Below are 14586 nucleotides of genomic sequence, written 5' to 3' on the forward strand. Positions count from 1 at the left end.
AATCGCAGGGTAGGCAAAGCGCAAGCGTGCCCACCCTTTTCCCAATCACGGACAGGTGGTGGGCACGGCGCAAGTGCGCCTTTGCCCACCCCATAGCACCGCGCCCTACGCCGCGGTCCAGCCGCCGTCGATCGAGAGGTTGGTGCCGGTTATCTGCGCGGCATCGTCGCCGCACAGGAACAGCGCCAGCGCGGCGACCTGCTCGGAGGTGACGAACTCCTTGGTCGGCTGCGCATCGAGCAGCACGTCGTTGATGACCTGCTCGCGCGTCAGGTTGCGCGCCTTCATCGTATCGGGGATCTGCTTCTCGACCAGCGGCGTCCAGACGTAGCCGGGGCTGATGCAGTTGCAGGTGATCTTGTGGGTCGCGACCTCCAGAGCCACGGTCTTGGTGAGACCGGCAATGCCGTGCTTGGCCGAGACATAGGCCGACTTGAAGGGCGAGGCGACCAGCGAGTGCGCCGATGCCGTGTTGATGATGCGGCCCCAGCCCTTCTTCTTCATGCCGGGGACGGCTGCGCGGATGGCATGGAAGGCCGAGGACAGGTTGATCGCGATGATCTGGTCCCACTTCTCGAGCGGAAACTCCTCGATCGGCGAGACGAACTGGATGCCGGCATTGTTGACGAGGATATCGACCGAGCCGAAGGTCTTCTCGCCGAGCGCGATCATCCCGGCAATTTCGGCCGGCTTGGTCATGTCGGCAGGCGAATAGATCGCCTTGACGCCGAATTCGGACTCGATCTTCGCGCGTTCCTTTTCGATGTCCTCCGCCGAGCCGAAGCCGTTGATGACGACGTTGGCGCCGGCTGCGGCGAAGGCACGCGCATAAGCGAGCCCGATGCCGCTGGTGGACCCGGTCACGACGGCGTTCTTGCCTGACAGACTAACCATTTGATTCGCTCCTTTTTGCCGGGGATGCGGAGACGTCCCCCGTGAGATCGTAGGTCACCATGGTCTCGCCGGACTGCGGCCGCTCGAGCCAATCCCTGTGGCGCATCGACAGATGCACGTCGTTCACGCCGGCGTCCCAATGCTCGACCATGGCGACGTGCGAGAAGTCGTAATCCTTGGACGAGGATTCGTAGTTCTTGCTGCGGTAGATCAGATGCACCACGGTGACGGTGCTTTCGCGCGACACCTTCGCGAGGAATTCGACGGAAGGATCGTTCTTGAGATAATCAGGCAATTTGCCGATCAGGTCGCGCACAGCCCTACGGGCGTTGTGCAGCTGCTTGTTCTTGTCGGTGTTCATTCGCGTGCGGCTGGAATAGCGGATGTCCTTCTCGCGCTCGGCGGCTTCCAGCAGCGACGTGGGCAGATCGCCGCGCGCGGAAAACAGGTCGACCTGGAAGATCAGCATATCGCGATCGACCTCGGCATCGAGCACATAGTCGAGCGGGGTGTTGGAGGCGATGCCGCCGTCCCAATAATGCTCGCCGTCGATCATGACGGACGGAAAGCCGGGCGGCAGCGCGCCGGAGGCCATGATGTGCTCGGGGCCGATGGTCTTGCCGAGCTTCTTGAACTCATAACTGTCGAAATACCTGAAATTGCCGGAGGTGACGCCGACCGCCCCAACCGACAGGCGCGTCTTCAGGTCGTTGATGCGGTCGAAATCGACCAGACGCTCCAGCGTCTTCTTCAGCGGTCCGGTGTCGTAATAGCTCTCGGCCTCGGCATGCCCCGGCGGCCAGAACGGCGCGGGCGGCACGCGCGGAACGAAGAAGCCGGGCACCCCGAAAGTGGCGATCAGCGCGGCGCTGGTCGAGTTGAACAGCTCGCGGCTGTGATCGCTCTTGCCGAGCGGCTTCCACGGCACCGGCGCGGAGACCATTTCCCAGAATTCCTTGAGCCGCCTGACGCGCGTCGGGCCCTCATTGCCGGCGATGATGGCGGCATTGACCGCGCCGATCGAGATGCCGGCGACCCATTCCGGCTCGAAGCCGTGGCCGCATAGCGCCTGATAGGCGCCGGCCTGGTAGGAGCCAAGCGCGCCGCCGCCCTGCAGGACCAGGACGCGTTGCGCATTCGCGGGGATGCTGGGGGATTCCGGGCTATGATCGGTCATGGAGGATTAATAGCAAATGGCGCGCCACCGTGGCGACACACCGCCGCGGCGTCAATGCATGCCGGGATCAAGTCTGGCTTATCGAGGCTCGGTGGAGGCCAGGATCATGGTCCAGAACACCTTGTATTTGGTGCCGGGAGCATAGCTCGCCGCGATGCCCAATTTTGTGACACCGCCCTTGAGCATGTTGGCGCGGTGCGGAGGCGAGTCACGCCAGCCGGAAAACGCTTCCGCCAGCGTATGATAGCCGGCCGAGATGTTCTCGACCGCCACGGTTGCGGGATAGCCGCCGGCGGCCAGGCGCTTGGCCAGCGGCGCGCGGACGTCATGATCCATCTTGTTGGCAGCGGCCATGGCATTGGACTGGGATTCGGCAAGCCGCATCAGGTCGGGGTCGATGACCACGGTGCCGAGGGCGTTGTTCTGGCGGTATTGCGAGATCATGATCGCGGCCGCCTGCGCATCGAGCTTGGAGCCCGGGACCGCCATATCGGCATACATGGACGGCTGCTGGACCGGTGCCTCGTTGCCGGCACAGCCGGCGAGCAGCAAAGTGATGAGAATTGCGGCCGCAGCGCGCATGGAGGTGCCCCCGAATGAGCGGCCGTTGTTGCATACCAACCGTGGCTGAAAGGTGAATTTTGAAGAAAATCTGACCGGTGTCATTCCGGGGCAGCGCGAAGCGCTTAACTATGGTGCGCAATCGCGCCCCTGAGAGTCTCGCGCCACAATCCCGGGATTCCGGGTTCGATGCTCCGCATCGCCCCGACATGACGGTCGCTTACCCCGCAAAAATCCGGTAGTGGCGGGGCTCGAGCCCGATGGTGTCGCCGGCGCGCAGTTCCTTGCCGCGGGGCGCGTCGATCTCGATCGTCTGGCCGCCCGACAATGCGACCTCAGCCCGCTGCACCGGACCGAAATTGCGGACATGCTGCACGGCGCCCTCGAAGGCGCCGCTGCCGGGCGGGCCGACCAACATGTCATGTCGCCGCACGAACAGTTTCGACGCGCCAGACGCAAGCCCATCCGCCGCCAGCCGCAGCGGCCGGTCGCCGAGCCTGACGACGCCGCCTTCGACCTGAACCGGCAGCTCGATGGATTCGCCGATGAACCCGTGGACGAACGCGCTTGCCGGCCTTTCATAGACGTCGTCGGGCGAGCCGATCTGCTCGATCCGGCCCTTGTCCATCACTACGACGCGGTTGGCGACTTCCAGCGCTTCCTCCTGATCGTGGGTAACGAAGATCGAGGTGACGTGGATCTCGTGATGCAGCGAGCGTAGCCACCTTCGCAACTCTTTCCGCACCTTGGCATCGAGCGCACCGAACGGCTCGTCGAGCAGCAGGATGCGCGGCTCGATCGCCAGCGCGCGGGCGAGTGCGATGCGCTGGCGCTGGCCGCCGGACAGCTGGCTCGGATAACGATCGGCGAGCCAGTCGAGCTGCACGAGATCGAGCAGCTCTTTCACCCGCGCACGGATTGTGGCCTCGTCTTTCCGTATCGCGCGCGGCTGCACGCGCAGCCCGAAGGCGACGTTCTCGAACACCGTCATGTGGCGGAACAGCGCGTAATGCTGGAACACGAAGCCGACATGCCGCTCGCGCGCGCCCTGTGCCAGCGCGTCCTCGCCGTTGAAGAAGACCTCGCCGGCATCGGGCCAGTCGAGGCCTGCGATGATCCGCAGCAGCGTGGTCTTGCCGGAGCCGGAGGGGCCGAGCAGCGCGAGCAGCTCGCCGTCATTGACCTTGAGGTCCACGCCGTCGAGGGCCGCAAAGCCTCCGAATTTCTTGACGAGATTTCTGACTTCAATGGTCACTTGCGTCGTATCCTTCGTCGAGGTGACGTTCGAGAATGGTTTTCGCGATCAGCGTGATCAGCGCCAGCATCGCCAGCAGCGAGGCGATCGCGAAGGCGGCGACGAACTGGTATTCGTTGTACAGGATCTCGACCAGCAGCGGCATCGTATTTGTCTCGCCGCGGATGTGGCCCGAGACGACGGAGACCGCGCCGAACTCACCCATCGCGCGCGCGTTGCAGAGCAGGACGCCGTAGAGCACGCCCCACTTGATGTTGGGCAGCGTGACGCGGAAGAACGTTTGCAGGCCCGAGGCGCCGAGCGAGATCGCGGCCTCCTCCTCCTGCGTGCCCTGCTCCTGCATCAGGGGGATCAGAGCGCGCGCCACGAAGGGGAAGGTCACGAAGGTGGTGGCAAGCGCGATGCCGGGCACCGCGAACAGGATCTGGATGTCATGACCGCTGAGCCAGCTGCCGAAATAGCCCTGCGCGCCGAACAGCAGCACGAAGACGAGGCCCGAGATCACCGGGCTCACCGAGAACGGCAGGTCGATCAGGGTGATCAGGAAAGACTTGCCCGGGAATTCGAATTTGGCAATCGCCCAGGCGGCGACGAGGCCGAAAACGAGATTGAGGCCGACCGAAATCGCCGCAACCAGCAGCGTCAGCTTGATCGCCGCCAGCGCTTCGGGCTCGGCGAGCGCGGCAAAATAGGCGAGGATCCCCTTCGAAAACGCCTGCGCGAACACCAGGACAAGCGGCAGCACGACGAAGACGGAGAGAAACAGGACCGCCAGTGTGATGATGACGATGCGCACCGCAGGCGACTCGGTACGAAGACTGTCGCGCGCCGCGGCGGCGCGCGCACGCGCATCGGGCGAAGGTAGCGAAACTGAATCTGCGATTTGCATCGTCATGGTCCGCCCCTCAATGCGCCGGCATCCGGCTCTGCGCCCAGCGCTGGAGCCGGTTGACCGCGAAGATGATCACGAAGGAAACGACGAGCATGACCACCGCGATCGCGGTCGCGTCGGCGTAGCGGAATTCGGACAGGCGGATCACGATCAACAGCGGGGCGATCTCGGACACGTTGGGCAGATTTCCTGCGATGAAGATCACCGAGCCGTATTCACCGACCGCGCGCGCGAAGGCGAGCGCGAGCCCGGTCAGCAGCGCCGGTGCCAGCGAGGGCAGGATCACGCGGATGATGGTCTGCCAACGGCTGGCCCCCAGGCTGCCCGCGGCCTCCTCGATCTCGGGATCGAGATCCTGCAGCACCGGCTGCACCGTGCGCACCACGAAGGGAATACCGATGAAGATCATGGCGACGAAGATACCGACCGGCGTAAACGCCACCTTGATGCCGGCCGCGGCCAGCGGCGCGCCCAGCCAGCCCTTCTCGGCGAACAGCGCGGTCAGCGCCACGCCGGCGACCGCCGTCGGCAGCGCGAACGGCACATCGACGATGGCATCGAACAGCCGCCGGCCGGGGAAGCGGTACCGCACGAGCGCCCAGACGATGATGCTGCCCATCACGAGATTGACGCAGGCCGCCGCGAAGGCAAGGCCAAAGGACACGCGCAAGGCATTCAGGGTGCGGCGGCTGGTGAGGATATTCCAGAACTGCTCGGGGCTGAGCTCGAGCGATTTCAGGAACAGCCCGGCGAGCGGAATCAGGATGATGACGGACAGCCATGACAGCGTCAGTCCCATGGTGAGACCGAAGCCCGGCAATGTCCGACGTCTTGCTGCGAGTGCGCTCACCAGGCCCCCCTGCTAAAGCCCTTAAGACGGCGCTCGATCAGTTCTTGTAGATCCGGTCAAAGACGCCTCCGTCGGCAAAATGTTCCTTCTGCGCCTTGGTCCAACCCCCGAAAACGTCGTCGATCGTGAATAGTTCGACCTTGGCGAAGGCGTTTTCGTATTTTTTTGCGATATCGGCATCGCGCGGGCGGTAAAAATTGCGCGCAGCAATCTCCTGCCCCTCTTTGGTGTACCAGTACCGCAGGTAGGCGTCAGCCGCGTTGCGGGTGCCCTTTTTGTCGGCAACCTTGTCCACGATGGTGACCGGCGGCTCGGCGAGGATCGACTGCGGCGGCGCCACGATCTCGAACTTGTTCGCGCCGAACTCCTTCAGCGCGAGGAACGCCTCGTTCTCCCAGGCCAGCAGCACGTCGCCGACACCGCGCTCGACGAAGGTGACGGTGGCGCCGCGCGCGCCGGTGTCGAGCACCGGCACCTGCTGGTAGAGTTTTCCGATGAAATCCCTGGCCTTGTCGGCCGAGCCGTACTTCTTCTGCGCAAAGCCCCAGGCCGCCAGATAATTCCAGCGCGCCCCGCCCGACGTCTTCGGGTTCGGCGTGATCACGGCGACACCAGGCTTGACCAGATCGTCCCAGTCCTTGATGGCCTTGGGATTGCCCTTGCGCACCAGGAAGACGATGGTCGAGGTGTAGGGTGACGAATTCTGCGGCAGCCGCTTCTGCCAATCGGCCGTGGTGAGGCCCTTGGCAGCGATGGCGTCGACGTCATAGGCGAGCGCGAGGGTCACCACATCGGCCTGCAACCCGTCGATCACCGCGCGCGCCTGCGAGCCGCTGCCGCCATGCGACTGCTTGATCTCGACGCTCTTGCCGGTCTCCTTCTGATAGGCATTTGCAAACGCCTTGTTGAACTCGGCATAGAGCTCACGCGTCGGATCGTACGACACGTTCAACAGGTTGATTTCAGCAGCGAGAGCCGAGCTTGCCCAGAACAGTCCTGCGGCGAGCAGGACGATGCGGCGCATCATGTCCATCTCCATTCACCTCGACGACATCGGCGTCGTCGATGGCACGCGGGCATAACTCAGGGCGAAAGGCGCTCAAGTCAACGGAACCAGATTTTCTTGTTCGCAGCGTGGCAGCGCAAGCGTGCTACGAAGCCTTCATCGTGTGAATGCCGCATTCTGTCTTGGCCCGTCCGCGCCAGCGTCCGGCTCGAGAATCCTCACCTTCGGCCGTTCTGCTCGTGCAAGGCATACAACCGACCGACAAGAATCCTGACACAACCAGAGGATGCCGCGGCAATTCAGCGCGGACAAAGATCGCCTCGAGTTCCTCGCGCGAGACGTTGGCGAAGGGGTTGAACTTCAACCGGGCGCCATCCTCTTCGACGACCGGAATGTCGGCGCGTGTATTGCCCTGAAAGCGCTTGCGGCCGTTGATCCAGGCCGAGAACGGCTTCAGCGCACGCGCCAGCGGTTCCACCTTGCGAATGCGGCAGCAGGCGTCGGGATCGGAGAACCAGAGGTCGCGATCGGGATCCTCGCGCGACAGCGCTTCGTCGGCCGGCTTGATCGAACGGACGTCCTTCAGGCCCAGCGTGGCGATCAGCGTGTCGCGATAGGCGAGCGTCTCCTCGAACAACCAGCCGGTGTCGAGGAAGATCACCGGGATCGCCGGATCGACATCCGCCATGACCTTGAGCAGCGTCGCCGATTCCGTGCCGAAGGATGACACCAGCGCGAGCTTGTCGCGCCCGACCGTCTTCAGGGCCGCGGCGATGACCTCCGCGGGCGAGGCATCGCGCAGAGCGCGATCGAGCTCATCCGCCGAAGGTAGCGCGGACACGGAGGATATCCGAGGAGCGATCGCGTTCACGTGCCGATTCCTTCGGAGTGGCGCAGCTGCATGCGCCGGTGCAGCGCCGTGATGCGGCCGTCACCGGTCGGCTGGTAGAACACTGAATAGCGCTTGGCAGTCTGCATGAAGGCTTCCGCATCGGCCTGCTTCTTGACCTCGAAGGCATCGAAGCCGGCGCGCAGCATGAACACGAACTGGTCGCGCAGCACCTGACCGGTGGCGCGCAATTCGCCGCGGTAGTTATAGCGCTCGCGCAGCAGGCGGGCCTGGCTGTAGGCACGGCCGTCGCGGAAAGTCGGAAACACCAGCGCGACGACCGCGATCTTGCCGAGAAACGGCACGAGCTCGGCGATATCGCGACTGTTCGGCCAGATTACGCCGACCTTGCCGGCGCGCTTGACCAACGCATCCGCCTCGCCGAGGAACCGCTCGGCCGGCACCAGGATGTCGCCGCCCTCGGGCAGCGGCGTATCGACGGCCAGCTTCACGAAGCTGTCGTCGGCGATCTTTCCGCCGTTAACGAGTGGCATAGACGCGCTCCTTGAAGGGTTCGACGCCGAGACGCTTCACCGTGTCCATGAACAGCTCTTCGGGCCGCTCGCGCAGCGCCAGATAGGCTTCCACGACGTCCTCGATGACATCGGCGACTTCGTCGAATTTGACGCCGGGCCCGATCAGGGTTCCGAGCGCAGCGTTCTCGTCGGCACGGCCGCCGATGGTGATCTGGTAGACCTCCTCGCCGTTCTTCTCGACGCCGAGAATGCCGATATGGCCGACATGGTGATGGCCGCATGCGTTGATGCAGCCGGAGATGTTGATGTGGAGCCGGCCGATCAGGTTCGCAAGCTCGTGATTGGCAAAGCGCCGCGTCAGCTCCTGCGCGATCGGGATCGAGCGCGCATTCGCCAGCGAACAGTAGTCGAGCCCGGGGCAGGCGATGATGTCGGTGATCAGATTGACGTTCGGCGTCGCGAGCCCGAGCTTGTCGAGCGCCTTCCACAGCGCCGGCAGGTCGCGCTTGGCGACATGCGGCAGCGCCAGGTTCTGCTCATGGCCGACGCGGATCTCTCCGAAGGAATATTTGTCGGCGAGATCGGCCAGCGCATCCATCTGCTCGGCGGTGGCATCGCCCGGAGGGGCTCCGATCGGCTTCAGCGAGATCGTGACGATGGAATAGCCCTGTACCTTGTGCGGAGCCACCGAGTTCTTGCGCCACGCCTCGAAATCCGGATCGGCCGCGGCCTGCCGCAGCTCATCCGGCATGTGCGGCAGTTTCTCGTAAGAAGGATAGGTGAAGCGCGAACGGATGTCCTCGATCACCTCGTCGTCGATCTGGAGCGAGGAATTGCGGATATTCTGCCACTCCTCCTCGACCTCGCGGGAGAATTTCTCGATGCCGAGCTCGTGCACCAGGATCTTGATGCGCGCCTTGTAGATGTTGTCGCGCCGGCCGTACTGATTGTAGACGCGCAGGATCGCCTCGATATAGCTGAGGATGTCGCGGCCGTGCACGAAGTGCTTGATGGTCTTGGCGATGAACGGCGTACGGCCGAGACCGCCGCCGACCAGCACTTCGAAGCCGGTCTCGCCCTTCTCGTTCTTGATCAGCCTCAGGCCGATGTCGTGGATCTTGATCGCAGCGCGATCATGGTCCGATGCGGTGATCGCGATCTTGAACTTGCGCGGCAGGAACGAGAATTCCGGATGCAGCGTGGTGTGCTGGCGGATCAGCTCCGACCAGATGCGAGGATCCTCGATCTCGCCCGGCGCAACGCCGGCCCACTGGTCCGAGGTGACATTGCGCATGTTGTTGCCGGAGGTCTGCATCGCATGGATGCCGACCTTGGCGAGATCCTCCAGCGCGTCCGGCAGCTCGGCGAGCTTGATCCAGTTGAACTGAATGTTCTGCCGCGTGGTGAAGTGGCCGTAGCCGCGGTCGTATTTGCGCGCGACATGGGCAAGCGCCCGCAACTGGTCCGTCGCCAGCGTACCGTAGGGGATCGCGACGCGGAACATATACGCGTGCAGTTGCAGATAGACGCCGTTCTGCAGGCGCAGGATCTTGAACTCGTCCTCGGTGAGCTCGCCGGAGAGGCGCCGCTTCACCTGGTCGCGGAACTCCGAGACGCGCTCGTTGACGAGCGTGCGGTCGATTTCGTCGTAAGCGTACATAGGAAGGTGCCTTAAGCCTGGGCCGACTGTCCGATGGTCACGCCGGTGCGGCGGATCTGCTCGCGCAGATTGCCGGGTTCGATCTTGCCGTCCGCGCCGACCTGCACCGGGGCGATATAGGGCCCGATCGCGCCGACGTCGTCGGCGACGGACTCAGCAAGCAACGCCTTGGCCTCGTCGGAGTTGCGCACGATCGCAGCTTCCGACAGGTCCGCAGACCAGCTCTTGGCGGCGGTGCGATACACGACGATGCCGTCCCAGGTCCGGTTGGCGGTTACGATCGAGGGGCCGGCGATCTTGATCTTCTTCTGTTCAAGCGGGGAGGTCATTCGGCTGCATCCAGGAGGTCAGAGATGATTTGCTTTGGGGTGTGGCGGCTAAGCGGGCCGGCATGCCGGACCACCTCGCCGATGATGAGGATGGCAGGACCGCCTTGGGTCCGCCGCACCAGTTCGGGCAGATCGCGCAGCGTGCCGATCGCGCCCTGCGCATCGGGACGCGTGACGCGGGCGAACACGCCGACCGGCGTCTCCGGCGAGCGGCCGGCGGCGAACAGGCCGGCGCGTATCGCGGGCGCCGCGGTCATGCCCATGTAGACCACGACGGTCATCTTGGTGTCGGTCAGCGTCGACCAGTCCACGACTTCCGCATCGCGCGCCTTGTGCGCGGTGAGGAAGGTGATGCGGGTCGCTTCGTGACGATAGGTGAGCGGCACCTCGAAATCGGCGGCGCCGCCGAGCCCTGCGGTGATACCGGGAATGATCGAATAGGCGATGCCGGCGGCGCGCAGCGCTTCCACCTCTTCGCCGCCACGGCCAAACACGAAGGGATCGCCGCCCTTCAGCCGCACCACGCGCTGGCCGGATTGCGCGGCCTCGATCATGCGCTTGTTGATGGCGTCCTGGCCGATGCCGGGCTTGCCGACGCGGCGTCCGACGGCAACGCGCGTGGTGTCGCGGCGGATGCGGTCCAGAATCTCGGGCGAGACCAGCTCGTCATGGAAGACGATGTCCGCGTCCTGCAACGCACGCAGCGCCTTGATGGTGAGGAGGTCGGGATCGCCAGGTCCGGCGCCGACCAGCGCAACCGAGCCTTCCGGCTTGTCTGCGCGCGCGAATTCGGAGGGATCAGCGATAGCTTTGAGCGAGGCCTCCGCCTCGGACCTACGGCCTGAGAGCACGGCGGCGCCGATCGAGCCGTCGATGACGCGCTCCCAGAACCGGCGGCGCAGCGGAAACTCGGCGATGCGCTCGTTGATGGACTTGCGAAAGCCGCCGATGAACTCGGCCAGCTCGCCGATGCGCGCGGGAAGCAGCGCCTCGATCTTCTCGCGCACGCGCCGCGCGACCACCGGAGACGTGCCGCCGGTGCCGACAGCGACCACGACATCGCCGCGATCGACGATCGCGGGAAAGATGAAGCTGGAATGCTCGAGATCGTCCATGACGTTGACGGGGAGGCCGAGCGCCTTGGCGCGAACGGACATCGCAATGCCGACATCGCCTGCTCCTGCGCAGACGATCGCAATGACGCCCGAGAGCTCAGCGGTCAGCGGGTCACCGGCTGCGATTTCGATGCGCGCGTCGTCGGAGCCGAGGCCAAAATCCCGATTGCCGTCGATCGCATGCACGCGGACGCGCGCGCCGGCGGCGGCGAGCACGCGCAGCTTGGCGCGCAAAAGCTCGCCCGCGCCGATGAGGACCACCGGACCGGCCTTGAGATCGAGAAACACCGGCAAGAACCGCATACGATACTCGCTCCCCCACAAACGGGGTTGACTGGAATTATTTTCTATATATGTCTCGTTTCGAGGGCGCAAAGAGAAAATTTTTTCTTCTCTTCCGCGCTGCAACTATAGAATTTTCGCCTTCAAACGCAAAGTGGCAGAGATGCATCTTCTCAAGAACGATTCCGCTGCTGATCGAATGACCAACCCGGCGCTGGCCGAGCGCGTGCGCGCGCAAGAATTTTCTGCCGAACTTGCCCCGGGCATGGACCATCTCGACCAGCTCGAAGCGCAGAGCATCTACATCTTCCGCGAGGCCTTCGCCCGCCTCAAGAAGATTGCCCTGCTGTGGTCGCTCGGCAAGGACTCCAACGTCATGATCTGGCTGGCGCGGAAGGCCTTCTTCGGCAAGATGCCGTTCCCCGCCCTTCATGTCGATACCGGCAAGAAGTTTCCGGAGATGTATCGGTTCCGCGATCATTACGGCAAAGAGTGGGATCTCGATTTGCGCGTCGAGCCCTGCCCGCCGATCGATGCCGTCGACCCAACGCTGCCGCCGGCCGCGCGTTCCGCCGCGCGCAAGACCGAAGGCCTCAAGATGGCGCTCGCCAAATACGGCTTTGACGGCCTGATCGCCGGCATCCGCCGCGACGAGGAGGCGACGCGGGCCAAGGAGCGCGTGTTCTCGCCGCGAGGCCTCGAAGGCAATTGGGACGTGCGCGACCAGCCGCCCGAGTTCTGGGACCATTTCAACGCCTCGCCGCCGCAGGGGGCACACTTGCGCATCCACCCGATCCTGCATTGGACCGAGGCCGACATCTGGGCCTACACCAAGCGCGAGAACATCCCGATCATCCCGCTCTATCTGTCGCAGAACGGCAAGCGCTACCGCTCGCTCGGCGATCAGGACATCACCAACCCGGTCGTCTCGACTGCGTCGAGCATCGACGAGATCCTGATCGAGCTCGAACAGACCAAGGTGCCGGAGCGCGCCGGACGCGCGCTGGACCACGAGACCGAGGACGCCTTCGAGCGCCTTCGCGTCGCCGGCTATCTCTGATCCTGAGGACGCGAGCGCGCTATGAATATGATCGTCACCCCCGCTTCGCCCGCCACCCCGACCGGTACCACGTCGATGCCAAATGGCACGACGCGTCCGCAAGTGCGCATCGTCATCGTCGGCCATGTCGATCATGGCAAGTCGACGCTGGTCGGCCGCCTGCTGCACGAGACCGGCAGCCTGCCCGACGGCAAGCTGGAAATGCTGAAAGCGGTCAGCGCGCGGCGCGGCATGCCGTTCGAATGGTCGTTCCTGCTCGATGCGCTCCAGACCGAGCGCGATCAGGGCATCACCATCGACACCACCCAGATCCGCTTCCGCACCAATTCGCGCGACATCGTGCTGATCGACGCGCCCGGCCATGCCGAATTCCTGCGCAACATGATCACCGGCGCCTCACAGGCCGACGGCGCGGTGCTGATCATCGACGCGCTCGAAGGCGTGCGTGACCAGACCAGGCGGCACGGCTATCTCCTGCATCTGCTCGGCGTGAAGCAGGTCGCGATCGTCGTCAACAAGATGGACCGCGTCGACTTCTCCGCCGATCGCTTCAGGGAAATCAGCGATGAGATCACGGCTCATCTCAATGGTCTCGGCGTGAAGCCCACGGCCGTGATTCCGATTTCCGCCCGCGACGGCGACGGCGTCGCCGAGCGTACCGACCGGATCGGCTGGTACAAGGGACCGACGGTGGTCGAGGCGCTGGACCAGCTCGAGCCGGCGCGCCCGCTGGAAGCGCTGGCGCTGCGCCTGCCGGTGCAGGCGATCTACAAGTTCGACGATCGCCGCATCGTGGCGGGCCGCATCGAATCCGGCAGCCTGGTTGCCGGCGACGAGATCGTGATCATGCCGGCCGGCAAGATCGCCAAGATCAAGTCGGTCGAGAGCTGGCCGGCGACGCCGGTCGCGGGACGGCAGGGCGCGGGCCGCTCCGTCGGGATCACACTCGACCGTGAATTGTTCATCGAGCGCGGCGACATCGTCGCGCATGCCGGCACCGCCCCGCGCGAGACGCGCCGGCTGCGCGCGCGCATCTTCTGGCTGCACGACAAGCCGCTCGCCAAGGGCGACCAGCTCCTGGTGCGCTGCGGGCCGAAGGAAAGCCGCGCCACTGTGGTCGCCATCGAGAAGGCGGTCGATCCCGGCGAATTGTCGAGCAGCGAGAACAAGGCGATCGGCCGCAATCATGTCGGCGAGATCGATATTTCTCTTTCGAATCCGATTGCCACCGATCCCTATACCGAGAATCCGCGCACCGGCCGCCTCGTGATCGAAGTGTCCGGACGCATTGCCGGCGGCGGCCTGGTGCTGTCGGTTGATGCGGGCCAGCGCGCCGTGCCCGTCGACATCGTGCCGGTGGAATCGGCGCTGCGTCCCGATGAACGCTCCGCGCGCTACCGCCACAACGGTGCCGTGGTCTGGCTGACCGGCCTGCCCGCCTCCGGCAAGTCGACGCTGGCCAAGGCGCTGGAGCGGCGGCTGTTCACCAATGGCGGCTCGCCGATCCTGCTCGACGGCGACACGCTGCGCGCCGGGCTCAATAGCGATCTCGGTTTCTCCGCTGCCGATCGCAGCGAGAACATCCGCCGCCTCGCAGAAGTTGCGACGCATCTCGCGCGTAACGGCCACATCGCCATCGTCGCCGCGGTCTCGCCGGCCCGCGAGGATCGCGCGACCGCGCGCCGCATCGCCGACACCGCGTTCCGCGAGATCCACGTCGCGACACCGGCCGAGGTGTGCGAGGAGCGCGACCCCAAGGGTCATTATAAAAAGGCGAGAGCCGGCGCGCTGGCTTCCTTCACCGGCATCGGCAACGACTACGAGCAGCCTGAGTCCGCCGAGCTCGTGATCGACACATCGAAGCGGACGGTCGCCGAGGCCGCCGACGAGATCGAGCTGATGCTGAAGACCACGGGCGTGCTGTTCGACGAAGTCGTGGACCTCGCCGCGAATATTTGAGTGCGTCCTAATCCCCGCTGTCGTCGCCCGGCCTTGTGCGCAATTGCGCACTGGGACCGGGGCGACCCAGTATTCCAGAGACAGCATTGGGATACGGAAAGGCTGCGGCGTACTGGATTCCCCGCTTTCGCGGGGAATGCCAGTGGTATGCTGGGCCGTCACCTCCTTGACATTTTGACAG

14 protein-coding genes are annotated in these 14586 nt (G+C 64.6%); 2 read left to right on the forward strand and 12 right to left on the reverse strand.

Features of this window, described 5'->3' with window-relative positions; genetic code table 11:
• Window positions 1-105 precede the first annotated feature (105 nt).
• From ACFDR6_RS01165 to cysG, 12 genes are all read right to left on the reverse strand, one after another.
• Entirely contained in the window at window positions 106-894 is a 789-nt protein-coding gene (locus ACFDR6_RS01165; protein ID WP_212087953.1) for a 3-hydroxybutyrate dehydrogenase, read from the reverse strand.
• Window positions 887-2071, reverse strand: coding sequence for a DUF3734 domain-containing protein (locus ACFDR6_RS01170; protein WP_212087951.1), 1185 nt, complete (start codon window positions 2069-2071; stop codon window positions 887-889). Before ACFDR6_RS01170 ends, ACFDR6_RS01165 begins: the two co-directional genes overlap by 8 nt.
• 78 nt (window positions 2072-2149) lie before the next feature.
• Entirely contained in the window at window positions 2150-2653 is a 504-nt protein-coding gene (locus ACFDR6_RS01175) for a CAP domain-containing protein (RefSeq protein WP_375857108.1), read from the reverse strand.
• A 199-nt stretch (window positions 2654-2852) separates the two neighbouring features.
• Window positions 2853-3887, reverse strand: a complete 1035-nt coding sequence (locus ACFDR6_RS01180) for a sulfate/molybdate ABC transporter ATP-binding protein (protein ID WP_212087947.1) — start codon at window positions 3885-3887, stop codon at window positions 2853-2855.
• On the reverse strand, window positions 3877-4782 hold the full coding sequence (gene cysW, locus ACFDR6_RS01185; RefSeq protein ID WP_212087945.1) for a sulfate ABC transporter permease subunit CysW: 906 nt from the start codon (window positions 4780-4782) through the stop codon (window positions 3877-3879). Before cysW ends, ACFDR6_RS01180 begins: the two co-directional genes overlap by 11 nt.
• 10 nt (window positions 4783-4792) lie before the next feature.
• Window positions 4793-5629, reverse strand: coding sequence for a sulfate ABC transporter permease subunit CysT (cysT, locus tag ACFDR6_RS01190; RefSeq protein ID WP_212087943.1), 837 nt, complete (start codon window positions 5627-5629; stop codon window positions 4793-4795).
• 37 nt (window positions 5630-5666) lie between these two features.
• On the reverse strand, window positions 5667-6668 hold the full coding sequence (locus tag ACFDR6_RS01195; protein WP_375857109.1) for a sulfate ABC transporter substrate-binding protein: 1002 nt from the start codon (window positions 6666-6668) through the stop codon (window positions 5667-5669).
• A 112-nt stretch (window positions 6669-6780) separates the two neighbouring features.
• Window positions 6781-7506: a phosphoadenylyl-sulfate reductase gene (locus ACFDR6_RS01200; protein ID WP_375857110.1), complete on the reverse strand. Its 726-nt coding sequence runs from the start codon at window positions 7504-7506 to the stop codon at window positions 6781-6783.
• Window positions 7503-8018: a DUF934 domain-containing protein gene (locus tag ACFDR6_RS01205; protein WP_375857111.1), complete on the reverse strand. Its 516-nt coding sequence runs from the start codon at window positions 8016-8018 to the stop codon at window positions 7503-7505. Before ACFDR6_RS01205 ends, ACFDR6_RS01200 begins: the two co-directional genes overlap by 4 nt.
• The gene (locus tag ACFDR6_RS01210; protein WP_375857112.1) at window positions 8005-9660 is read right to left on the reverse strand and encodes a nitrite/sulfite reductase; all 1656 of its coding nucleotides are present in this window, start codon (window positions 9658-9660) and stop codon (window positions 8005-8007) included. Before ACFDR6_RS01210 ends, ACFDR6_RS01205 begins: the two co-directional genes overlap by 14 nt.
• A gap of 11 nt (window positions 9661-9671) precedes the next feature.
• Window positions 9672-9989, reverse strand: a complete 318-nt coding sequence (locus tag ACFDR6_RS01215; protein WP_135166566.1) for a DUF2849 domain-containing protein — start codon at window positions 9987-9989, stop codon at window positions 9672-9674.
• Complete coding sequence (gene cysG / locus ACFDR6_RS01220) at window positions 9986-11407, reverse strand: siroheme synthase CysG (RefSeq protein WP_375857113.1); 1422 nt, start codon at window positions 11405-11407, stop codon at window positions 9986-9988. Before cysG ends, ACFDR6_RS01215 begins: the two co-directional genes overlap by 4 nt.
• A gap of 244 nt (window positions 11408-11651) precedes the next feature.
• Between cysG and cysD the strand changes: the two genes are divergently transcribed.
• Together cysD and cysC are read left to right on the forward strand one after the other, a co-directional pair.
• Window positions 11652-12446: a sulfate adenylyltransferase subunit CysD gene (cysD, locus tag ACFDR6_RS01225; protein WP_212089073.1), complete on the forward strand. Its 795-nt coding sequence runs from the start codon at window positions 11652-11654 to the stop codon at window positions 12444-12446.
• A 21-nt stretch (window positions 12447-12467) separates the two neighbouring features.
• Window positions 12468-14405, forward strand: a complete 1938-nt coding sequence (cysC, locus tag ACFDR6_RS01230; RefSeq protein ID WP_375857114.1) for an adenylyl-sulfate kinase — start codon at window positions 12468-12470, stop codon at window positions 14403-14405.
• The last annotated feature ends 181 nt before the right edge of the window (window positions 14406-14586 follow it).

Source organism: Bradyrhizobium tunisiense, assembly GCF_042263385.1.
GTDB lineage: Bacteria > Pseudomonadota > Alphaproteobacteria > Rhizobiales > Xanthobacteraceae > Bradyrhizobium > Bradyrhizobium tunisiense.

Coding starts and splice junctions, on each gene's coding strand:
- ACFDR6_RS01165 (WP_212087953.1), bottom strand. CDS start 894: ATGGTTAGTCTGTCAGGCAAGAACGCCGTCGTGACCGGGTCCACCAGC.
- ACFDR6_RS01170 (WP_212087951.1), bottom strand. CDS start 2,071: ATGACCGATCATAGCCCGGAATCCCCCAGCATCCCCGCGAATGCGCAA.
- ACFDR6_RS01175 (WP_375857108.1), bottom strand. CDS start 2,653: ATGCGCGCTGCGGCCGCAATTCTCATCACTTTGCTGCTCGCCGGCTGT.
- cysW (WP_212087945.1), bottom strand. CDS start 4,782: ATGACGATGCAAATCGCAGATTCAGTTTCGCTACCTTCGCCCGATGCG.
- ACFDR6_RS01195 (WP_375857109.1), bottom strand. CDS start 6,668: ATGGAGATGGACATGATGCGCCGCATCGTCCTGCTCGCCGCAGGACTG.
- ACFDR6_RS01205 (WP_375857111.1), bottom strand. CDS start 8,018: ATGCCACTCGTTAACGGCGGAAAGATCGCCGACGACAGCTTCGTGAAG.
- ACFDR6_RS01210 (WP_375857112.1), bottom strand. CDS start 9,660: ATGTACGCTTACGACGAAATCGACCGCACGCTCGTCAACGAGCGCGTC.
- ACFDR6_RS01215 (WP_135166566.1), bottom strand. CDS start 9,989: ATGACCTCCCCGCTTGAACAGAAGAAGATCAAGATCGCCGGCCCCTCG.
- cysG (WP_375857113.1), bottom strand. CDS start 11,407: ATGCGGTTCTTGCCGGTGTTTCTCGATCTCAAGGCCGGTCCGGTGGTC.
- cysD (WP_212089073.1), top strand. CDS start 11,652: ATGGACCATCTCGACCAGCTCGAAGCGCAGAGCATCTACATCTTCCGC.
- cysC (WP_375857114.1), top strand. CDS start 12,468: ATGAATATGATCGTCACCCCCGCTTCGCCCGCCACCCCGACCGGTACC.